We start from the raw sequence: 21,518 nt of genomic DNA on the forward strand, positions 1-21,518 counted from the left end.
CGATGACGTCGTCCCACGTGGTGTTCTCCTCGAAGTGCCAGGTCTTCGTCTCCGGTTCGAAGTGCGCCGGCATCTCGTACTCGACGACGTACTCGTCGGCCTCCTCGTCGTAGTGGGCGGGCACGTCGATGTCCATCTGGTTGCAGACGGGGACGGCGCTGTCCATCCACTTCTGCCGGAGTTCGTCGTTGCTCAGGCCCTTGATGCGGTAGGCGAGTTGGTCGTCGTGCTTCTTCTGGTCGTCCGGCAATCCGAACCACTCCAGCGCGATGGGGAACATCCAGTCGACGGCGTCCTGTACCTTCTGTTTCGTCTTATCGTTCTTGTTGGAGAGGCGGCGCATCCACGTCTCGCCGTGGCGGAGGTGGAACTGCTCTTCTTTCCCCACTTTCGTCAGCGCCCGCTTCCACGGCGCGTAAGAGGTGTTCTCCTCGATGTCCGAGAGCAGGGCGATGCCCGCACGGTCCCACAGACCGTGGGCGGTCACCAACTCCGCGAAGTTGTCGAGGTGCTGGTCGAAGCCGTACGTGTTGCGGAACTCGTGCGGTTCACGCCCGTGGATGAGGTACTCACGGTCGTACCCCAGGTCCTCGAGCAGGCGGTACGCGATGTGGCCGTGACCGAGTTCGTCCTGGATGACGCTAATACAGGAGGCGCGCGCGTTGACGCTCGGCGCGTTCAGCGAGGGGCCGTAGTAGGCGGGGGCGCTCATCAACTCGGTGTCGCCGGAGACGAGGAGCGTCTGCGTCAGCGCCTTTTTGTAGTCCTCGGTCATCTCCTCCTCGGACTCTATCATCTTCCCGTCTTGCAGCTGCTGCTTTAGCTTCTTATCGGTCACCATGCTCGTGTCTCTCGTTGCCGTCCGCACCNCCTCGGACTCTATCATCTTCCCGTCTTGCAGCTGCTGCTTTAGCTTCTTATCGGTCACCATGCTCGTGTCTCTCGTTGCCGTCCGCACCTATTAATTGTTTGCATCATGTGAGATTCGGACGCCGAACGACCTCTCACCCTCCGGTACACCTTTTTGCTCGGGGATCCGCATGGATTGACATGGACGTTGAAATCCGGCGGGCGACCATCGAGGACGGACCGGCCCTGCTCGACCTCTGGCACGGGTTCACCGAACATCTCTCGGAGTACGACGAGCGGTATCAACACAAAGAGGACGCCGACGACCGGTGGCTCCAGTACTTCGAGAACCAACTCATCGACTCGAAGTACGGCGCGGTGTTCATCGCCGTCGCCGAGGACGATATCGTCGGCGTCATCGAGGCCCGACTCACGGGCGACCACCCCATCTTCCGCCTCTCCGACCACGGCTACATCAACGGTCACTACGTGGCCGAATCGCACCGCGACGAAGACGTCGCCGACGCCCTCGTCGAGGCCGCCGTCGAGTGGTTCTCGGAGTCTGACCGCGACGTCACGTTCTGCCGCGTCGACGTCATCGAGGGCGACGACCAGGGGCGAGAGGCGTACGAGCGGATGGGGTTCTCTCCGGTCGAACACGTGTACGAGCGACAGGTGGACTGATGACAGAAACGTACGAGGTCGAATTCGTGAACGAGGGCCGTACTATCGAGGTGCCCGCGGACCAGCCGATTCTCGAAGCGGCCGAGGAGGCGGGACTCGATCTGCCCTATCAGTGTCGGATGGGCGTCTGTGGCGTCTGTAGCGCCATCCGCGTCGTGGACGGCGACGTCGAACAGACCGAGGGGATGTTTCTCTCCGGGAGCGAAAAGGAAGAGGGGTACGTCCTCACGTGCGTCGGGCGGGCGCGGTCGGACCTAAAACTCAAATCGAACTCCAGCCCATAACTAATTCGCCATCATCATCTTCCGGCGGTCTTCGAACCCTGAATGAGGTGTGTTCCGACCCGCTGTTTACAAGTCTGGTAACGTCATTTGTGAATTCTGGGTGGCGGCTCGTAAGCATTTGACCTCCCCATATGAGAACGGTTCGAGAGCAGATCCGACGAATTGCAAACAGTACTAGTAGTGTAATATTCGCAAGCTGCCAAAATTTTTTGACACTTCGACGATCGTAGAGTTGACAACATTGTAAACAGGCGAGGGGGACGCGAAACAGGTAGGACTGGGATGCATTCAGAGAATTCGGGAGTGATGCCAGGAACCCACACACAGCGGAACGAGGCGACCGTTCGAGGGCGGCCCCGTGTCCATTCAAAGAACGAAGTAGGGACGGCCTTGTCCGGAAGAACTGTCGAGAGCGTAGCGCTCGGAGTTGGACTCAACACGCGAGACGGGTGACCCTGCCTTCGTAGCCGACTCACTTGATATCGAACTTGGCGTAGCCACCTCACATTTCGTCAAACAGGCTGACCGTAAGTTTCCACGGCATCACCTTGTCAGAAGAGATGACGGGGCAGCGGAGGCGGGCGGCGTCAGTGATCCAGATAGTGTTCCAGTTAGTCAGTTCTGTTCTTGCTCGCGGAGTTTGATGCGCTGTATCTTCCCTGTTTCCGTGCGCGGGAGATTCTCGACGAACTGGACGGCGCGCGGGTACTTGTACGGTGCGAGCGTGTTCTTCACGTGGGTCTGGAACCGTTCTACGAGTTCGTCGCTCGGTTCGTAACCTGTTTCGAGAACAACGAATGCCTTGACTATCTGCCCGCGCTCCTCATGCGGTGCACCGACGACAGCCACCTCTGAGATCACTTCCAATTCTTCTAAAACATTTTCGACCTCTGGGCCGGGAATGTTGTATCCTGAGGAGACGATGAGATCGTCATGCCGTGATTTGTACTCCAGACGGCCGTCCTCGCGGTGGATGTAGATATCGCCCGGGAGGCTCCACCCATCAACGACGGCCTCCTCTTGTTTGTCCTGTCGTCCCCAGTAAGAGATACCGGTCGGTCCACGAACCGCTAGCAGACCGGCCTGCCCACGTGGCATCTCCTCCTCGGAATCGGGGTCGATAACCTTGCACTCGTAGCTGGGGACAGGGAACCCGGTCGCTGTAGGGTCAATCTCACCGGTATGTCGGTGGCTGATGAAAACGTGCAGCATCTCCGTCGTCCCGATGCCGTCGAGGATGGTCACGCCGAACTCCTCTTTGAACGCGTCAAACGTGCTCGGCGCCAGCGGTTCACCCGCGCTCATGCCTGCGCGGAGCGACGAGAGGTCGTACTCCTCGGCCGCGTTCGGGTGCGCCGACAGGATCTGGTTGAACGCTGTTGGAACCGTACAGAGGACAGTAACGCCGTGGTCTTCGACCGCCTGCAGGAGGTCCGCGGGTTTCGCGTCCTCGACGAGGCTCGTCGTCGCGCCGAACCGGAGCGGGAAGGTGACGAGGTCGCCGTAGCCGTACGCGAAGGGAAGCGGCGGGTTGCCACCGAATACGTCCTCGCGGGTGGGTTCGAGACAGTAGCGCGCGAACGTGTCCGCGGTCGCAAGCACCTGCCGGTGGGTGTGGATGGCGCCCTTCGGTTCGCCCGTGGTACCGCTCGTGTACAGCATCAGCGCGAGGTCGTCGCGCTCGGTTTCGTAGGCGTCGAGGTCGTCGTCGGCCCCCTCCAACAGGTCGTCGTAGTCGCGGTGGTCGTGTTCGACGCCCGCGCCGCGGTCGGCGACGACGACCTCCTCGAGCGTCTCCAACTCCGGCAGCGCCTTCTCCACCTCGTCGAGTAAGTCGTCGTAGACTACGCAGTGGGTCGCGCCAGCATCGTTGATGATCTTCTCCAGTTCGGCCGCTCGGAGGAGTTTCATCGACGGGAGCGCGACAGCGCCGATTTTCTGGGCGGCCAGACACGCGACGATGGCCTCCGGGCGGTTCGGGAAGCGGACGAGCACGCGACTCCCGGGTTCGACGCCGATGTCGGAGAGCGCGTTCCCAAACCGGTTCACCCGAGACTGTAGGTCCGCGTACGAGATAGCGCCCTTCTCGAAGCTGATGTCGGGGTTGTCGTCGTACCCACTGAATCGGATTGCCGGGTCCCCCCCGTGCCCCTCCTCAACGTGCCTGTCGACTAGTTCGCTGACGACGTTCACCGTCTCGGGGTAGTGGGCTTCGGGAACCGCGTGGATGAGTTCCGGCTCCGTATCCGAGTCTGGAAGTTTCTCCACTGGAATACGTGTTTGCATCTCATGCCGAATTGCGTGAGCGGGGGATATAGTAGTTCCTACTGATTCTTCGTGTTGTTGCTCTTGTATTGACATTCCGCTTACCCTCCCGTCCAGAACCTGCCAGGTCCAAATTTTCGGACGAGCGGCAGCACCTTGGTGGCCTGTGACTTCTCAAGGTTCGCTTCCTCTATCTTGAACGCGCCGGCCCTCCTCATGTACTATTGCAGCTGGCGTGTTTATCGGTAGTCCACCCTATCGTTAGTACGAGAGATTGCATCTATAGCTTCCGGGGTCGTTCCGCGGCGAACTGGCACCGTTCGCGGGTGCGCCTGGCATCCCACATCCTTTTCTATGGAGGACGCGAGAAACGAATAACGATGAGTGAGGCGTACATCGTCGGGGCCGGACAGTCGCCGTTCGGGTCCTTTCCAGAAGAGACGTACCGTTCGCTGTTCGACACCGCGTTCGACCGGACGCTTTCGAGCGTCGACGACGAGGTCGACGCGGCGGACATCGAAGAGGCGTTCCTCGGAACGCTCGGCGTCGGCGGCCGACAGATCGGGTTGAGCGCACCCGCGGTCACCGAGCACGTCGGCCTCCACGGCATCCCGACGACGCGCGTCGAGAACGCCTGCGCGTCGAGCGGCTATGCCCTCAGAAACGCCGTCGCGACGGTCCGCGCGGGGATGGCGGACCTCGTCCTCACAGGCGGGTACGAGGTGATGACGGACACGAGCTCGGACAACACGAAGTGGTGGCTCGGCGTCTCCGGGGAGACGGAGTGGGAGCGGCTCTCGGGGACGACGTTCGCGGGCGTCTACGCGCAGATGGCGTCNGACAACACGAAGTGGTGGCTCGGCGTCTCCGGGGAGACGGAGTGGGAGCGGCTCTCGGGGACGACGTTCGCGGGCGTCTACGCGCAGATGGCGTCGGCCCACATGGCCGAACACGGCACGACGGTCGAAGACCTCTCGCGCGTCGCCGTCAAGAACCACGCCAACGGCGCGAAGAACCCCGATGCCCACCTCGGCTTCGAGTGCTCGCTCGAAGATGCGGTGAACGCCCCGGAGGTGGCCGACCCGCTCAACCTCTACCACTGTTGCCCGACGACCGACGGCGCGAGCGCGGTGCTCGTCGCGAGCGAGGACGTCGCCTTCGACCTGACGGACGACCCGATTCGCGTCGCCGGCGTCGGTGCCGCGAGCGGGCGGGTCGGCCTGTTTCAACGCCCGTCGCTCACCTCCATCCCGGCGACCCGGACGGCGGCCGAGCGAGCCTACGAGATNTACGAGATGGCGGGCGTCGGTCCGGACGACCTCGATTTCGCGGAGGTGCACGACTGCTTCGCCATCGCGGAACTGCTCGCCTACGAGGATTTGGGCTTCTGCGAACCCGGCGAGGCGGGTCGGCTCCTCCGCGAGGGCCGGACCGACCCCGACGGCGACCTGCCCGTGAACACCTCTGGGGGGCTGAAGTCGAAGGGCCACCCCATCGGCGCGACCGGGACGGGGCAGGTGGTCGAGGCGTTCAAGCAACTGCGCGGGAAGGCGTCGGTGCAGACGGACGACCCGGTCCGCGGGCTGACGCACAACGTCGGCGGGTCGGGCGGTGGCGTCACCGTCCACGTGTTCGAGCGGAGTTCGGAGGTCGGACAGTGAGCGACCGCGGCATTGCCGCGGCGGGTGTCTACGTCCCGCGCGGCTGCGTGAGCGCCGACGAGGTGGCCGAGGCGTGGGGAACGTTCGACGGTCGGGGAATCGACTCGACGGCCGTTCCGGCCGGCGACGAGGACGCGGTGACAATGGCCGTCGCCGCCGCGCGGCGCGCCCTCGACAACGCCGACGCGGACCCCGCGTCCGTCGACGCCGTCGCCCTCGCGACGACCACGCCGCCGCTGGCGGAAGAGGAACTCGTCCCCCGACTCGTCCGCGCGCTCGGACTCTCCCGGGAGACGCGCGCGTGGCACCACGGACAGAGCACGGCCGCCGGCGCCGACGCCCTAGAGACGGCGCTGAACGCCGAGGGAACCGTACTGGCGGTCGCCGCCGACGCGCCGACCGGTGACCTCGCCGACGGCGACCACGCCCTCGGCGCGGGCGCCGCGGCGTTCGTCGTCGGCGACGGCGCCCCCGTCTCGGTCGAGGGCGTCGCCGCAGCGACCGACGAGTCGCCGGGCGTCCGCTTCCGCGAGGCCGACAGCGACGAGGTGACGTCGCTCGACATCACGGGTTACGAGCGGGCGGCGGTGCGGGAGACGACGCGGAGCGCGATAGCGGGACTCGGTCTCGACGCCGACGACATCGGGGCCGCGTCGCTCCACCAGCCGAACGGGTCGATGCCGTACCGCATCGCGGGCGAGGGCGTCGTCTCCGACGAGGCCGTCGCCGAGGGAATTGTCGTCGACCGAATCGGCGACGCCGGGGCGGCCACGGTTCCCGTCGGGTTAGTCGCCGCCGTGGAGTCCGACACCGACGGACCCGTCCTCGCGGCGTTCTTCGGGAGCGGCGGGAGCGCCGTCGCGTTCGCCTTCTCCGGGCGACTCGACGGCAACGAGGCGGCGGCGGTCGACGGTGGCGAGGCCGTGAGCTACGTCGAATCGCTCAGAAAACGCGGCCGCATCGTCGACGGCGAGGTGGCCGGCGGCGGCGCGAACGTCTCGCTGCCGACGTGGCGGCGGACGCTCGACAGCAGATACGCGCTGACGGCAGGTCGGTGTCCGGAGTGCGGCGCGCTGTCGTTCCCCGGCGAGGGGGCGTGCGACGAGTGCTTCGAGCGGGTCGAGTTCGAGCGTGCGCCGCTCTCTCCGGAGGGAACCGTCGTGGCGCGGACTATCATCGGGCAGGGTGGCGCGCCGCCGGAGTTCGTCGAACTCCAAGAGCGCGAGGGGGCGTACGGCGCCGTCCTCGTCCGCGTCGACGCCGCCGACGGGGACGGGTCGGCGCTCATGCCGGCGCAACTGACCGACTGCGACCCCGAGTCCGTCGAGGTGGGCGACGCGGTTCGGCGGGCGGTCCGGCGCATCTACGTGCAGGAGGGCGTCCCCCGCTACGGCGCGAAGTTTGCGCCGGTCGAGTAGCCACCGGACGTCAGCGTTCGTCCGGGCGGCGTCGCTCTTCCGACCGACGCCGGAGGAGCAGGGTTTTTTACGGCTGTCGGACCGTACCGAGAGACGATGAACGTGTGCGTACTCGGTGCCGGGACCATGGGTCACGGCATCGCGCAGGTGACGGCGACGGCGGGGCACGACGTCCGCCTTCGGGACGTCAAACGGGAGTTCGTCGACGACGGACTCAACGCGATCCGCTCGAACCTCCACGGCGGCGTCGAACGGGACAAACTAACAGCCGAGGACGCCGACACGGCATTCGACCGCATTGAGGGCTACACCGACCTCGGCGAGGCGGTGTCGGGCGCGGCGCTCGTGATAGAGGCCGTCCCCGAAGATATAGACATCAAACAGGAGACGTTCGAGGACGTGGAGGAGCACGTCTCGGAGGAGACGGTCATCGCCTCGAACACGTCGTCGCTGTCGGTCACCGAGATAGCGAGCGTCCTATCGGACCCCTCACGCGCGGTCGGACTGCACTTTTTCAACCCGGTCCACATCATGGGTCTTGTCGAAATCGTCGTCGCCGAACAGACCGACGAGGCGATGACCGAGTTCGCTCGCGAGTTCGTCGCCGGCATCGACAAGACGGTCGTCGAGGTGACCGACTCGCCCGGGTTCGCCTCCTCCCGATTGGGCGTGGCGCTCGGATGCGAGGCGATGCGGATGGTCGAGACGGGCGTGGCGTCGGTCGAAGACATCGACGCGGCGATGGAACTGGGGTACCGACACCCGATGGGGCCGCTCGAACTGACGGACGTGGTCGGACTTGATGTCCGCCTCGACATCCTCGAGTATCTCCGCGAGGAACTCGGAGAGCGATTCCGGCCGCCGCAAGTGCTCAAACGGAAGGTGCGTGCGGGCAACCTCGGGAAGAAGAGCGGCGAGGGGTTCTACGTCTGGGAGGACGGCGAGGCGGTCCGGCCCGCCGACGGCGAGGGGGGCGAGCGATGACGGCGCCGCACGCCGACGACTGCGAGTTCGTCCGCGCCTCCGTCGACAATCACGTCGTCACCGTCACCATCGACCGACCGGACGCGCGGAACGCGCTGAACGGACAGGTGCGGACGGAGTTGAAGCGCATCGTCGAGCGCATCGCCGACAGCGACGCCCGCGTCGTCGTCCTCACGGGGTCAGACGAGGCGAAGGCGTTCGTCGCCGGGGCCGACGTCTCCGAACTGCGGGAGCGAGACACGTTCGAACAGCGCGAAGCGAGCCGCCGCCCCCGCGTGTACGAGGCCGTCGCGGACCTCCCGCAACCGGTCATCGCCCGCGTCAACGGACACGCGCTTGGCGGCGGGTGCGAACTCGCTCTCGCCTGCGACGTCCGCGTCGCCCACGAGCGAGCCAAACTCGGCCAACCCGAGATCAACTTGGGACTCATCCCCGGCGGCGGCGGCACCCAGCGACTGCCGCGCCTCGTCGGCGAGGGGCAGGCGATGCGTCTCATCCTGACCGGCGAACTCGTCGACGCGCGCGAGGCGGCCGACATCGGCCTCGTCGATATCGTCTGCTCGGACGAGGCGTTCGACGACCGGGTCGACGAACTGGCCGCCGCCATGGCGGATAAGTCGCCGCTCGCGCTCGAACTCGGAAAGGAGGCCGTGCGAGCGAGCAGTCGGCTCGGACTCGACGACGGCCTCGACTACGAGGCGAATCTGTTCGTCCAACTGTTCGCCGCCGAGGACAAAGACGAGGGCATCGACGCGTTCTTCGAAGAGCGCGACCCCGAGTGGCGCGGGCGGTAGGGTCGACCGCTCCTCTCTCCCTTCACTCGAACTCGGGTCGCCGGTTCTCCAGAAAGGCGTTCACTCCCTCCTCGTGGGCGTCGGTGTCGTAGGCGAGCGTCTGCGCCTGCGCCTCGCGTTCGAGGCCGTCGCGCCACGACCGCCCGAGGTTCGCGTGGATGACCTCCTTCGCGAGGCCGATGCTCTCCGTCGGGCGCTTCGAGAGCGTCTCGACCGTCTCGTTGACGGTCGTGTCCAGTTCGTCTGCGGGCGCGACGCCGTTGAGGAGGCCGAGTTCGTCCGCCTCGTCGGCCGGTATCAGTTTTCCAGTAAAGGCGAGTTCCTTCGCGGCGCGGAGGCCGACGAGTCGGGAGAGCGTCACCGTCCCGCCGAGGTCGGGGACNATCAGTTTTCCAGTAAAGGCGAGTTCCTTCGCGGCGCGGAGGCCGACGAGTCGGGAGAGCGTCACCGTCCCGCCGAGGTCGGGGACGAGGCCGACGTTGACGAAGGAGGCGGCGAACCGGGCGTCCTCGGCGGCGTAGGCGAAGTCGCAGGCGGCGACGAGCGACAGTCCAGCACCGGTGGCGTCGCCGTTGACGCGGGCGACGACGGGCACCGGCGCGGTGAGGAGGGCCTCCGCCACGCGTCCCAGCGTCTCGCGAACTCGCTCGTAGGACTCGTGGGCCGTCTCCTCGCGTTCGGCCATCGCCTCGATGTCGCCGCCGGCGCAGAACGCGTCGCCGGCGCCCGTCAGCACCGCGGCGTCGTGGGTCGCCGGGTCCAGTTCCTCGACGGCCCCGGCGAGTTCGCGGGCGGCGTCCGCAGTGAGTGCGTTCTTTACCTCCGGCCGGTCGAACGTGAGACGGCGCACGCCGTCCGCGTCTTCGATTCGCATACCGGCGCGTACGGGGAGGCGGTACAAAACGTTGGTCGGGGCGCGGTCAGTCTGGAGGGGTCTCCCGCTATTCGAGTTTGACGTTGACGTTCTTCGTCTGCGTGTACTCGCCGACGGCTTCGAGACCCTGTTCGCGGCCGTGTCCGCTCTCTTTCGTCCCGCCGAACGGCGTCTGCGGGAAGGTTACGGGGTACTCGTTGACACTGACCATGCCGTAGTCGAGCAGGTCGGCGACGCGGTGTGCCCGCGAGAGGTCGTTCGTCCAGATGCCCGATAGCAGGCCGTACGGGGAGTCGTTCGCGGTTTCGAGCGCCTCCTCCTCGTCGGAGAACTCGATGACGACGAGGACGGGCCCGAATATCTCCTCGCGGGCGACGGCCATGTCGTTCGTCACGTCCGTGAGGACGGTCGGTTCGACGAAGTAGCCCGTCTCCTTGTCCTCGGGGACGCCGCCGCCGCAGGCGACGGTGGCGCCCTCCTCCTTTCCCGTTTCGATGTAGTCGAGCACCGTTTGCCGCTGATCTTCGCTGACCATCGGACCCATTCGCGCGTCATCGTTGATGCCGGATCCGAGCGACGTCGACTCCGCACGTTGGACGACGCGTTCGACCACCTCGTCGGCGATATCCTCGTGGACAAGCAGGCGTGACCCGGCCCAGCACATCTGTCCGGCGTTCATGAAGATGCCGTAGTGGACGCCCTTGGCGGCGGCGTCGAAGTCCGCGTCGGGGAAGACGAGTTGAGGGCCCTTTCCACCGAGTTCGAGCGTCACGCCCGTGACGTTCTGTGCCGCGTCGGCCATGACACCCTTGCCTATCTCAGTGCTCCCCGTAAAGGCGATGTGCGCCACGTCGGGGTGCTGTGCGAGCGTCGCGCCTGCGCCCGACCCCGATCCGGGGAGGACGTTCACGACGCCGTCGGGGAGGCCGGCCTCTTCGGCGGCGAGACCGTAGTACAGCGCCGACAGCGGCGTCTCGCTCGACGGTTTCAGGACGACGCTGTTGCCGCACGCGAGGGCGGGGGCGAGCGAGCGACCGGCGAGTTGGAACGGGTAATTCCAGGGGGCGATGTGTCCGGTGACACCGAGCGGTTCCCGCGAGGTATAGTTCAGGCGCTCGCCGGGCACGGGGTTGTGCTCGCCCGTCAGTTTGTCGGTCCACCCGGCGAAATACCGGAACGTGTCGATGACCATCTGGACCTCGATACCCGCCTCGAAGGGGGTCTTGCCGTTGTCGTGGGACTCAACGAGCGATATCTCGTCCTTGCGCTCCTCTATCTCGTCGGCCATCCGCCGCAAGGCTGCCCCGCGGTCGCCGGGATCCATTTCGCGCCACTCGCTCCCGCGTTCCATCGCGCGGGAGGCGGCGTCAACGGCGCGGTTCACATCTTCGGCGCCTGCCTTTGCTACGGTGGCGTACTCGGTTTCTGTCGCCGGGTCAAGCGTCCGAATCGTCTCACCGGAAGCTGCGTCCGTCCACTGTCCGTCTACGTACAACTGTGTGGGGCCGCTGTACTCCATTACATTTCCACCTCGTAGTCGAAATTATTAATAATTCGCGTTCAGCGAGAGCATCTCCGGTTCAAGATGATAAGCACTCATTCGTTCGATCCTGTTCAAATTTGCCGAACAGAATCCGTTCAGTCTTTCTCCGAACTGCTACTGCATCCGATGTCACTAGCTTACTGTGCGACACCCCAACACCCGTTGTATTGTTTACAGTATCGTACACGACTTAACATTCATAAGAAGAAGTTCGCAACACGTCGACGCGACAGACGAGTAGTCGTTTAACTCCGAAGTCGATGGATATAGTACTCCAACTGACCGATGATACGTTTCACAGTTCCTCTCGTAGCTCGTTTTCTACCAGAGAATCAAACATTCCACAACCAGGTATTATATTAAGAGTTCAGTAAATCATCTATATCTATACATTCATGCTTGAGGAGGGTACATATAATGCCAGGGATTGACTCGTTCAAACCCAGCACTGGCCGCGAACACCCGTTCATCATGATACCTTGGTCCAACAATTTGTAGACCGACGGGTAGGTTGTCCTTCGTGAGCCCAGCAGGGAGTGACGCGTTTGGTGTTGCCGTGAAATTGAATGGCCACGTCAGGAACCAGCCCAGCGGACCTGGGCGCTCTTCACTGTTGATTTCGGGGGGGCCAGAGCTATATTCGGTAGATGGAGGTTCAATGGCCAGAGTCGGCGTGGCAAGCAGATCGTACTCTTCGAACAACTGGTGGATAGTTTCATAGAACGTCGTTATCTGGGCCTGATGCGCGCCGAGTTCCAATGCACTCATCTGCCGGCCCTCTTCGACTTTTTCAGTAATTGAGTCCGGCAGTTCCTCATAATGATCTTCGTACATGTCGATCCCTTCCTGGACCTTCACACCTTCGTTGATACCAGCCATCGTAACGCTCCAGTGATCCATGAACGCGTCCCACAATTGATCGAATGTCTGTTCGATCCCGATATCCACCTCCTTAACGTTCGCGCCCAACGATTCGAACGCTTGCAACGAATCTTCGACTACGGCTTGGACCTCTTGCTGGATGGGGAAGAGACCGTCCAAATCTGAGCTGTAGGCGATATCCAGACCCTCAATGGACCGGTTCGTGGCAGCCACGTAATCTACCCCGTCATCTGGAAGCCCGAATGGGTCTTGTAGGTGCGGGCCGGTCATTACATCCAGCATCACTGCAGCGTCTTTCACCGACCGTGAGAGTGCCCCCTGCTGGTAGAAAGGTGGAGTCACGAACATGTTTGGTCGATGTTTGTGGGGGACGCGTGTGAACGAAGGGCAGTAGCCGAAGACACCACAAGCAGCCGCTGGGATTCGGCATGATCCACCGGCATCTGAACCGGTTCCTATTGGAACCATCCCAGATGCTACGGCTGCTGCAGTCCCACCAGAGGAGCCGCCGGATGTCCGGTCAAGGTCAAATGGAGTCGGGGTTGTGCCAATGAGCAGATTGTCTGTTTGACCCTTATGACCGAACTCGGGGGTGTTGGTCTTGCCAAGGATGATAGCTCCTGCATCTTTGAGCCGCTGGACGGCAATGGAGTCCTCATCAGCAATTACGTTTTCGAGCGGTTTCGCACCTTTGGTATGTGGGAGCCCTTCCATTTTTCCAAGCAAGTCTTTGACTGCGATCGGGACGCCATGGAGCGGACCGAGTTCAGCGTCAGTTTGGACGGCGCGTTCCGCCTCTTTTGCTTCTCCTCTAGCCTCTTCAAGCAGCAGAGTGATGAATGCGTTTAAGTTGCCCTCTTGCTCCTCGATTCGTTCGATATGTGCATCAACGACGTCAATCGGAGACAAGTCACCACGTCGAATACGCGATGCCATCTCGGTTGCCGGTAGGTAGCACAGGTCTTGATTTGCCATGCATACTTCCGCCTCCGAACACGCATAAAGTTAACTAACAATAGATATATTGCCTACAAATAACAACAGATAGCACACGAAGGGACTGTCCGGATGACCTTCTCAGCCTGCTCACCCGTTGAGCGCCTAATGCAGTCGTTGGAATGGTTAAGAGCACGAACCGTACACAAGTGATGGATATTTTAAACCTCACTCCAGATTCCTTCTCTGACGGTGGTTGATATACGACACTTGAGGACGCCCTCGCACGGGCATCTGTAGTTGACGAGGCGGGTGCCGATATTATCGATGTGGGCGCAGAGAGCGCGCGATCGGGGGCAGACCCCGTTTCTGTGCAGGAAGAACAGGAGCGCGTTCTCCCCCGCTATCGAGCGAATTGCCAACGACCCCAGCCGTCAATGCGCTGGCTTCTATCGATACGTACGAACCGGACGTCGCTGACCACGGGTGCCGAGTGGTGCTCATGGATGTGGTCAATCTCCCTGTTGAACCTGCGTATAACCCGGAAACCGACGATATCGTTGGCGCTGTCCACCAGCGTTTACAAAATCGTATCGAACGCGCTCGCAGTATAGGTGTGTGCGAGGAGCAAGTTATTGTCGAGCCTGGGGTCGGCTTCGCGACCGACGTGACTAACGATTTCGAGTTACTCGCGCGAGTCAGGGAACTCGCAGATCTCGGGTTTCCAGTGGTCGTTGGCGCCTCGCGAAAGTCCTTCATTACCACCAGCTGTAGAGTCAGTTCTCTGTACGTCCGTGGCGGAAAAGCGTGTACCAGCGGTTCGAAGGAGAGCGGACTCCCAACTCTCCGGAATCGAGGCGTTTCGGGTATTGGGAACTATGGGTGAGGAACCAATCAAGTACACTGACCTAAGGACCGTGTAGTACCTAATACTCGAATGTTGTCCTACTTCTGTCGAACCTTGTCTCGATGTTTCGTCGAAGGACAGGCTCACAGTATCTGTTGGGTTCGTTGAATTCGAAACTGAAAACCTGGGCGAAGAACTCTAACAATACTATTATTGTAATAGAAGTGGTCGCCTCCTAGATAGTCTGTTCGGTTCATTGGATGACATTCTCATAGAACCCCCCACACGTCACAAAGAAGCACGCTACTGTCGGTTTCCCATATCAGAAAAACATTCGCAGAGCTCTCAGCATCAGTCAGTCGACACGAAGCAAATTATCTCGTACGAAGAGAACTGAGAAGTAGCTAATCGAGGTCATCAACTTCAAGAAATGCTTTCTTGAATCGGACGCGGGCTTCTCAGAGACTCGCGATAGCCTCGATTTCGATGTCGACCCCTTTCGGGAGGTTCGCAACTTCGAAAGCGCTTCGAGCGGGTGGAGACTCGTCGAAGTACCCGCGATAGACTTGGTTCATCTCGTCGAAATCATCGATATCGCCCAGATAGACTGTCATTTTGAGCACGTCTCCGAGCGTGAGCCCCTCCGAATCGAGTATCGCCTCGACGTTGTCGAGGACTTGTTCAGTCTGGTCGGCGATACTTGCGTCTGCCAGCAACTCTCCGTCTGCGGTCATCGGGATTTGTCCCGACGTAAACAGGATGTTTCCGTTCGTTGTCGCTTGGCTGTACGCACCGACTGCCGAGGGTGCACCTGCTGTTTGGATAACGCGCATCGTTCGATTCAGCCGCTCGAATGAACATAAAGTTTCCCGTAGGTTCTGAACCGGACACCGAAGAGAAAGCTGGAAACCGACTGAGTTCACCCGCAGATTTATGCCGATACGAGAGTAGATTCAGATATGTCCGGCAGAGCAAAGCCTGGCTGGCTCAAGATGCGTCCACCATCCGGTCGGCGCTTCACCGAGATAAAACAGAGTCTTCGCGATCGTGATCTCCATACGGTCTGCGAGGAGGCGAACTGCCCGAATCTCGGGGAGTGCTGGAGCGGACGCGAGGGACCGGGAACGGCGACGTTCATGCTGATGGGGGACCGCTGCTCGAGAGGCTGTAACTTCTGTGACGTCCAGACTGGCGGGATGGAACAGCTCGACTCCGACGAACCAGCGAACGTAGCAGAGGCAGTCTCCGAGATCGGATTGGATTACGTCGTCTTGACCTCCGTCGACCGAGACGATTTAGCCGACGGTGGGTCGGCTCACTTCGCAGAGACAATCCGGGAGATCAAGGCGCGAGATTCCAGCATTCTCGTTGAGGTACTCACTCCGGACTTTCAGGGGTCGCCGGATGCGGTTCGCCGGATTCTGGACGCGGGACCGGACGTGTTCGCACACAATATCGAGACGGTCGAGCGCCTTCAGTGGCCGGTTCGAGACCGTCGCGCAGGCTACGAGCAGACGCTCGACGTCCTTCAGCAAGCAAACGAAGAGTCGAACGTGTACACGAAAACGAGCCTCATGCTCGGTCTCGGCGAGTATCACCACGAAGTCTATCAGACGCTCTCTGACCTGCGAGAAGTCGGCGTCGACATCGTCACGCTCGGTCAGTATCTTCAGCCCTCGCGCACGCATCTGGACGTGTTCGAGTACGTCCACCCGGACGTGTTCGAGACGTGGCGTGAAGTTGCCGAGGAGGAGTTGGATTTCCTGTACTGTGCATCGGGACCGATGGTTCGGTCGTCGTACAAAGCGGGCGAACTCTTCGTCGACGCACTCCTCAGGGAGGAAAGGAGTATCGAGCAAGCGCGGAATCTGGTACGTGCCGGCGGCGATTGAGGAAGGGATCCCGTGAATTAGAGCAGAGACGTGGTCACCGCGATAGCTGCGAATCAGCAGGGGACGGGGCAGAGTGGTACAGAACGTCACCGGAGTATTTGCGAGTCTACCGAAACGCACAAGATGGGTCGAGTACAGCTAATTACTGCCCGTCCAAAAAGAGCACCACAACACTAGTCGTCTGAAACAGGCGATGGGTTCGCGGAACGGCAGTTGCCCGGAAGTGAGGCAACAACGGGCTGACGTTATCAGCGATCCAACGACCGATAGAAACGCTGGAGAGCGGTGCGAAATCGGTAGAACAGCGAAGCCGCGATTGCAGATTGGATAGCGCTTCAATCGATTCGAGAAAGACAGCGAGATATGGTAGACGAAGACGATTCGATCGAGACAGATGTACTGGTTATCGGCGCAGGACCGGGCGGTTACACCGCTGCGATTCGCGCCGCACAGCACGACCTCGACGTGACGCTCGTGGAGAAGGACGCGTTCGGCGGTGTCTGCCTCAATCACGGTTGTATCCCCTCGAAGGCCTACATCAGCGCCACGGATACGGCGCACGACGCGAAACAGGCGTCGGAGATGGGAATATTCGCAGACCCCGTGATCGACATGACGAAGATGCAGGAGTGGAAGTCGAGTGTGACGAGCAAACTCGCCGGTGCCGTAGAAAAGCTCTGCAAAGCAAACGGGGTCACACTCGTCGAGGGAACGGCTTCGTTCGTCGACGAGCACGAAGTACGAGTGACGTATCGGAGAGAGAACCGAGGCCGGAGTTCGGTCACGTTCGACCGCTGCGTTATCTCGACGGGCTCCCGTCCGATTCAGATTCCTGGGTTCGACTTCACAGACCGCGACGTGTGGTCGTCGCGGGATGCGCTCGCGGCGGAGTCAGTCCCGGACCGGCTCGTGGTCGTCGGAGCAGGCTACATCGGCATGGAGCTATCGACCGTGTTCGCGAAACTCGGAGCGGAGGTCAGCGTTGTCGAAATGCTCGACGATGCCCTCCCAGCGTACGAAGACGACGTCACGCGAGTCGTACGGAAACGCGCGAGCGAACTGGACATCGATTTTCACTTCGGGGAAGGTGCGTCCGAGTGGCGAGATACCGACGACGGTATCGAAGTAATCACCGAGACCGAAGACGGAGTGGAATCAGTCCATCCGGCAGATAAGGTGCTGGTCGCGGTCGGGCGCCAGCCTGTGACCGACACACTTGGGCTGAAGAACATCGGACTGTTACCGAACGGAAACGGGTTCATAGAGACCGACCGTCATGGGCGCACGTCCGTTGAGCACGTCTTCGCCGTCGGTGACGTGGCGGGTGAACCGATGCTCGCACACAAGGCCAGCAAGGAGGGAACCGTCGCAGCTGACACCCTAGCAGATAAACCGACTCCCAGCGACACTCGGTCGATTCCTGCCGCGGTGTTCACGGATCCCGAGCTCGGAACCGTCGGATTGACCAAGAGCGACGCAGAGCGGGAAGGCTACGACCCCGTCGTTGGGAAGTTCCCCTTCAGGGCGTCGGGGCGTGCACTGACAACCGGCGACACGACCGGGTTCGTCCGTGTCGTCGCCGATGGTGAGAGGGGAACGATCCTCGGCGCGCAAATCGTGGGTGCGGACGCCTCGGAGCTCGTCGCTGAAGTGGCGCTAGCGATCGATGTTGGGGCGACGCTGGAGGACATCGCAACGACAGTTCACACGCATCCGACGCTGTCAGAGGCAGTCATGGAGGCCGCCGAGAACGCTCAAGGGCACGCGATACACACATTGAATCGGTAACCGATTCTTTGGTGAGACGTCCGAGTGGAACTCGGCGCACGGTACAACGTGAAACGGGCTGAAGGGAACCCACCGAACCGCTCGAAGTTGCCCTTCGCTCCGACTACGGAATCTCTGTTAGGGTTCTGGTGAACTCTTATGAACCCACTCGTCGGTTTCGTATTTCGCTTCACTGCGCTCTCGGGCCCGGTCCAGTTCGTCGTCGGTCCAGGAGCCCTCGTTCGCTTCGACAAACGCTGCGAGTTGGGATTCGAGTTCAGAGACCGCGTGCTTCCTCCGAACGTCCACGAGTTCGTCGATACCGATCACCCGTTCGTCGAACTGGTCGGCTCCGACACCCGGGTCGGAGAACACCGCCAAGTGATCGCTCGGGAGCGACGAGAAGGTGATCGAACCGTGTTGGATAACTGCATCGTTCTGCCGATACTGAGCGTTTCCGGACACCTTCCGTCCCTGCGCGAGAATATCGTGAGCCGGATGGAGGTCCCGCAGATAGCACGCCGGGTGGTAGATTTCCGGGCGGGGTTCGTCGGCGTAGTCGGCGAGTATCCCGAGTTCCCTGAGCGCCTTGAGGATCGGTCTACAGAGCAAGTGATAACACTCCAAGAGGTCACCCGGGAGTTCGTCTTTCGGAGCGGTAATCGAGTAAGAGAGGTCTCCAAGGTGATCGTGATAGATCCCACCACCACCAGTTTGCCGACGCGTGACATCGATTCCTTCGCGAGAGCAGTATTCCCAATCGACAGTCGCCGGATCTTGTCCATAGCCCAACGAGAGACAACTCGGATCCCATTGATAGACTCGTACCGTCCTCGGCCCCCCCGCCGCGGCGGTCTCTGCGGCAATCTCATCAAGCGCCATATTCATCGGTCCCGACCGGGACTCTTCTCGAATCAGTCGCCACTCGCACTCAGCGATATCTGGCATCATGCTAACTCCACGTCGGTAGAGTAAAATTGTTGGGTCGGTCGTCGTTGATTCGGCGTTAGGTATCGTGTGTTCCGACTGCTTTCGAGGTGGGGACAACGCGCTTGATGGTATACCCCGCTTCCTTAATATCGGAGATGGCTTGCCCCATCGCAACCTCTCCGGGGGTTGTCGTCCGAATGACGAGGTCCGCCTTGCCGACCGGAAGCCCCTCTTCGGAACGGTCGTGGCGTACGCTTCGGATATTCGTGTCGTGACGACCGATGATGTCAGCGATTTCCCCGAGAACGCCGGGGTGGTCGTCGATACGAACGTACAGTGTAACGAACTGACGCCGATCAACGAGAGCTCGCGTGAGCATGTCCTGCAACGTTGCGATATCGATGTTACCGCCACAGAGGAGAGGAACGACCGTTTCCCCTTGGCAGTCGATTGCCCCCGAGAGAAGCGGCGCAAGGGACGTCGCGGCGGCTCCCTCGACCATCTGTTTCGTACGTTCCAATAGCCACAGCGTCGCCTGTGCGATTTCGGTGTCCGTAACCGTGACAACGTCGTCGACATGGTTCTGAATAATCTCGAACGTGATGTCGGAGATTCCCCCCGTGGCGATTCCGTCGGCGATCGTATCGGGAGTCTTGTTTTCGACTGGATGTCCTGTGTTGAGGCTTTGAGGGACCGTCGCGGCGGATTCGGCTTGAACACCGACAACGCGGATTGACTCGTCGTACGACTTTACTGCCGTTGCAATACCCCCAATCAGCCCTCCTCCACCGATCGGAACGGTGAGAACGCTCACGTCGGGCACCTGTTCGATCAATTCGAGCCCGATCGTCCCCTGTCCGGCGACGACAGCCGGGTCGTCGTACGCGTGAACAAACTCCGTGTCGGGATCGTCAGCGTATGACTTCGCGGCGTCCATCGCCTCCGCGAACGTCTTCCCGGTGAGTTCGACAGTCGCCCCATACCCCTCCGTCGCATCGACTTTCGCCTGCGGAGCGTTCTCCGGCATCACGATGAGCGATTCGAGTCCGAGTTCGGTCGCAGCGAACGCGACACCCTGTGCGTGGTTACCCGCGCTCGCGGCAACTACCCGAGTTGCATCTCCTTGAACGACCTGCGAGATTTTGTTAAAGGCTCCGCGGGGCTTGAACGACCCAGTCTTCTGGAGATGTTCGAACTTGAACCAGACGTCCGCGTCCACTACTCTGCCGAGCGTCGAACTCTCCTCAACGGGAGTCTGACGAATGTCGGTCGATCGATCGAGACGCTCTCTGGCGCGCTCTATGTCTTCAATTGAAACGGTCATCGGTGATCTGGGTTGGTGCATTGAGATCCGGTACGATTGTCGCGTGATTACGGAGTGGGTTCGATTTCATGGTGGCACCTTCGGCGGACGAGGTGTCGTCGGTCAGTCATAGATCGGATACTTCTCGCACAGACGATCGACTAGCGTAGACACGTCCTCAAGTACATCTCGGTCCTCAGAGTGTTCGATGACGTCTACGATCGCATTCCCGACCGTTTCCATCTCCGATTGCGTGAATCCGCGAGTCGTGAGCGACGGTGTCCCAACTCGGATACCGCTCGTCGTAAACGGCGACCGGGTCTCTCCGGGAACAGTGTTCTTGTTAACGGTGATTCCGACGGTGTGGAGGCATTCTTCGGCGTCACTCCCAGTCACGTCTGGATGGGAATCCCGTAGATCAACAAGGACATAGTGTTTGTCGGTGCCGCCGCTAACGAGTGACAGTCCTCTTTCGGAAAAGGTGGTCGCTAAGGTTTCGGCGTTCGCTACCACCTGCTCGGCGTACTCGGTGAACTCGGGCGTCAGCGCTTCTTTGAATCCGACCGCTTTTCCAGCGATGTTGTGCATGAGCGGTCCGCCCTGACTTCCGGGGAAGATGGCCTTGTTGATCTGCTCGGAGAACTCCTCGGTCGTGAGAATCAGTCCGCCTCGACCCGCACGTATCGTCTTGTGAGTACTTGCCGTGACGAAATCCGCGTCGCCGACCGGGTTTGTGTGTATCCCGGCTGCGATGAGGCCGGTGACGTGAGCGATATCTGCGAGGTGATATGCGCCGACGTCAGCGGCGATCTCGTGAATACGTTCGTAGTCGAACTCTCGGGGATACGCCGACGATCCGCTGACAATGATATCGGGATCGAATTCCGTCGCGTGGTTGGCGAGCGAGTCGTAATCTATGCGACCATTGTTGGGTTCAACGCCGTACTGCTCGACCTCGTAGAACTGGCCGGAGAAGTTGACGTCGTGACCGTGTGAGAGGTGCCCTCCGTGAGTGAGATCCAGCGATAAGATCCGGTCACCGGGATCGAGCACCGCGAAGTAGACACCCATATTCGCCTGCGTGCCACTGTGAGGCTGAACGTTCGCGTGTGCTGCATTGAAGAGTTCTTTCGCGCGGTCGATCGCTAACTGTTCGACAGTGTCGACGTGCTCACACCCACCGTAGTATCGAGAACCGGGATATCCTTCGGCGTACTTGTTGGTCAATACTGAACCCTGCGCTTCGAGAACCGCCTCCGAGACGTGGTTCTCCGACGCGATCAGCCCGAGACTCTCTTCCTGTCGTCGTCTCTCGTCTCGAACTGCAGCGTGGACCTTCGGGTCAGTCTGCTCGATGTGGTTACTACGAACCATAGAACGTCTTATCAGGCAGTATCATACAAAATCTCTCAAACAGGAAATTGTTACCTCCAGATTCGAGCGAGATGTAGATGGGCAATAGTCGACTGTCCTACAGAATCGGTACGCTCGAACAGAGAGCACTCTCCCGACTCCGCTCGCATCTCAAAGTGGTAGCGTATTCTTGGCCGAGTGTAGACCGAGTTACGCTGCGTCCACTCGACTCTCGGCTAAGATAAAGAGGTG

19 protein-coding genes are annotated in these 21,518 nt (G+C 61.2%); 10 read left to right on the forward strand and 9 right to left on the reverse strand.

Going from position 1 to position 21,518, the window contains the following annotated elements:
* Window positions 1-796, reverse strand: a 796-nt coding sequence (locus tag C474_RS13025) for a Phenylacetic acid catabolic protein (protein WP_193363653.1), incomplete at its 3' end; no start/stop codon positions are given.
* A 254-nt stretch (window positions 797-1,050) separates the two neighbouring features.
* On the opposite strand from C474_RS13025, the gene C474_RS13030 reads away from it, so the two are divergent.
* Both C474_RS13030 and C474_RS13035 read left to right on the forward strand, forming a co-directional pair.
* Complete coding sequence (locus tag C474_RS13030) at window positions 1,051-1,533, forward strand: GNAT family N-acetyltransferase (RefSeq protein WP_008387571.1); 483 nt, start codon at window positions 1,051-1,053, stop codon at window positions 1,531-1,533.
* Window positions 1,533-1,817, forward strand: coding sequence for a 2Fe-2S iron-sulfur cluster-binding protein (locus tag C474_RS13035; protein ID WP_008387574.1), 285 nt, complete (start codon window positions 1,533-1,535; stop codon window positions 1,815-1,817). Before C474_RS13030 ends, C474_RS13035 begins: the two co-directional genes overlap by 1 nt.
* Before the next feature lie 615 nt (window positions 1,818-2,432).
* On the opposite strand, the gene C474_RS13040 is transcribed toward C474_RS13035, so the two are convergent.
* Window positions 2,433-4,103, reverse strand: coding sequence for an acyl-CoA synthetase (locus tag C474_RS13040; protein ID WP_049916968.1), 1,671 nt, complete (start codon window positions 4,101-4,103; stop codon window positions 2,433-2,435).
* A 359-nt stretch (window positions 4,104-4,462) separates the two neighbouring features.
* Here C474_RS13040 and C474_RS13045 point away from each other — a divergent pair, with 359 nt between their 5' ends.
* From C474_RS13045 to C474_RS13060, 4 genes are all read left to right on the forward strand, one after another.
* Window positions 4,463-5,743, forward strand: a complete 1,281-nt coding sequence (locus tag C474_RS13045) for a thiolase C-terminal domain-containing protein (protein ID WP_008387577.1) — start codon at window positions 4,463-4,465, stop codon at window positions 5,741-5,743.
* On the forward strand, window positions 5,740-7,161 hold the full coding sequence (locus C474_RS13050; RefSeq protein ID WP_008387579.1) for a hydroxymethylglutaryl-CoA synthase family protein: 1,422 nt from the start codon (window positions 5,740-5,742) through the stop codon (window positions 7,159-7,161). Before C474_RS13045 ends, C474_RS13050 begins: the two co-directional genes overlap by 4 nt.
* Window positions 7,162-7,257: 96 nt before the next feature.
* Complete coding sequence (locus C474_RS13055; protein ID WP_008387581.1) at window positions 7,258-8,145, forward strand: 3-hydroxyacyl-CoA dehydrogenase family protein; 888 nt, start codon at window positions 7,258-7,260, stop codon at window positions 8,143-8,145.
* On the forward strand, window positions 8,142-8,939 hold the full coding sequence (locus C474_RS13060; protein ID WP_008387582.1) for an enoyl-CoA hydratase/isomerase family protein: 798 nt from the start codon (window positions 8,142-8,144) through the stop codon (window positions 8,937-8,939). Before C474_RS13055 ends, C474_RS13060 begins: the two co-directional genes overlap by 4 nt.
* Before the next feature lie 22 nt (window positions 8,940-8,961).
* Here C474_RS13060 and C474_RS13065 read toward each other — a convergent pair whose 3' ends face one another.
* The 3 genes from C474_RS13065 to C474_RS21485 form a co-directional block, all read right to left on the reverse strand.
* Window positions 8,962-9,813, reverse strand: coding sequence for an enoyl-CoA hydratase/isomerase family protein (locus tag C474_RS13065; RefSeq protein WP_008387584.1), 852 nt, complete (start codon window positions 9,811-9,813; stop codon window positions 8,962-8,964).
* 67 nt (window positions 9,814-9,880) lie between these two features.
* Window positions 9,881-11,332 carry an aldehyde dehydrogenase family protein gene (locus tag C474_RS13070; protein WP_008387585.1) on the reverse strand — a complete coding sequence of 484 codons (1,452 nt, stop codon included), beginning with the start codon at window positions 11,330-11,332 and terminating at the stop codon, window positions 9,881-9,883.
* A 417-nt stretch (window positions 11,333-11,749) separates the two neighbouring features.
* Entirely contained in the window at window positions 11,750-13,213 is a 1,464-nt protein-coding gene (locus C474_RS21485; protein WP_083862018.1) for an amidase, read from the reverse strand.
* A 290-nt stretch (window positions 13,214-13,503) separates the two neighbouring features.
* On the opposite strand from C474_RS21485, the gene C474_RS23570 reads away from it, so the two are divergent.
* The gene (locus tag C474_RS23570; RefSeq protein ID WP_394295424.1) at window positions 13,504-13,788 is read left to right on the forward strand and encodes a hypothetical protein; all 285 of its coding nucleotides are present in this window, start codon (window positions 13,504-13,506) and stop codon (window positions 13,786-13,788) included.
* Window positions 13,677-14,060 carry a dihydropteroate synthase gene (locus tag C474_RS23575; RefSeq protein ID WP_204366088.1) on the forward strand — a complete coding sequence of 128 codons (384 nt, stop codon included), beginning with the start codon at window positions 13,677-13,679 and terminating at the stop codon, window positions 14,058-14,060. The genes C474_RS23570 and C474_RS23575 overlap by 112 nt, the downstream gene beginning before the upstream one ends.
* A 419-nt stretch (window positions 14,061-14,479) precedes the next feature.
* On the opposite strand, the gene C474_RS13085 is transcribed toward C474_RS23575, so the two are convergent.
* The gene (locus C474_RS13085) at window positions 14,480-14,854 is read right to left on the reverse strand and encodes a Rid family detoxifying hydrolase (RefSeq protein WP_049916969.1); all 375 of its coding nucleotides are present in this window, start codon (window positions 14,852-14,854) and stop codon (window positions 14,480-14,482) included.
* Window positions 14,855-14,980: 126 nt separating this feature from the next.
* On the opposite strand from C474_RS13085, the gene lipA reads away from it, so the two are divergent.
* The gene (gene lipA, locus C474_RS13090; protein WP_049916970.1) at window positions 14,981-15,913 is read left to right on the forward strand and encodes a lipoyl synthase; all 933 of its coding nucleotides are present in this window, start codon (window positions 14,981-14,983) and stop codon (window positions 15,911-15,913) included.
* Window positions 15,914-16,276: 363 nt separating this feature from the next.
* Window positions 16,277-17,701, forward strand: coding sequence for a dihydrolipoyl dehydrogenase (lpdA, locus tag C474_RS13095; RefSeq protein WP_008387595.1), 1,425 nt, complete (start codon window positions 16,277-16,279; stop codon window positions 17,699-17,701).
* Between the two features lie 117 nt (window positions 17,702-17,818).
* Here lpdA and C474_RS13100 read toward each other — a convergent pair whose 3' ends face one another.
* From C474_RS13100 to C474_RS13110, 3 genes are all read right to left on the reverse strand, one after another.
* Entirely contained in the window at window positions 17,819-18,628 is an 810-nt protein-coding gene (locus C474_RS13100; protein WP_083862019.1) for a lipoate--protein ligase family protein, read from the reverse strand.
* Between the two features lie 58 nt (window positions 18,629-18,686).
* The gene (gene ilvA / locus C474_RS13105) at window positions 18,687-19,934 is read right to left on the reverse strand and encodes a threonine ammonia-lyase (protein WP_049916976.1); all 1,248 of its coding nucleotides are present in this window, start codon (window positions 19,932-19,934) and stop codon (window positions 18,687-18,689) included.
* Window positions 19,935-20,036: 102 nt separating this feature from the next.
* Window positions 20,037-21,287, reverse strand: coding sequence for a serine hydroxymethyltransferase (locus tag C474_RS13110; RefSeq protein ID WP_008387599.1), 1,251 nt, complete (start codon window positions 21,285-21,287; stop codon window positions 20,037-20,039).
* Between the last annotated feature and the right edge of the window lie 231 nt (window positions 21,288-21,518).

This window comes from Halogeometricum pallidum JCM 14848, from assembly GCF_000337095.1.
Lineage (GTDB): Archaea > Halobacteriota > Halobacteria > Halobacteriales > Haloferacaceae > Halogeometricum > Halogeometricum pallidum.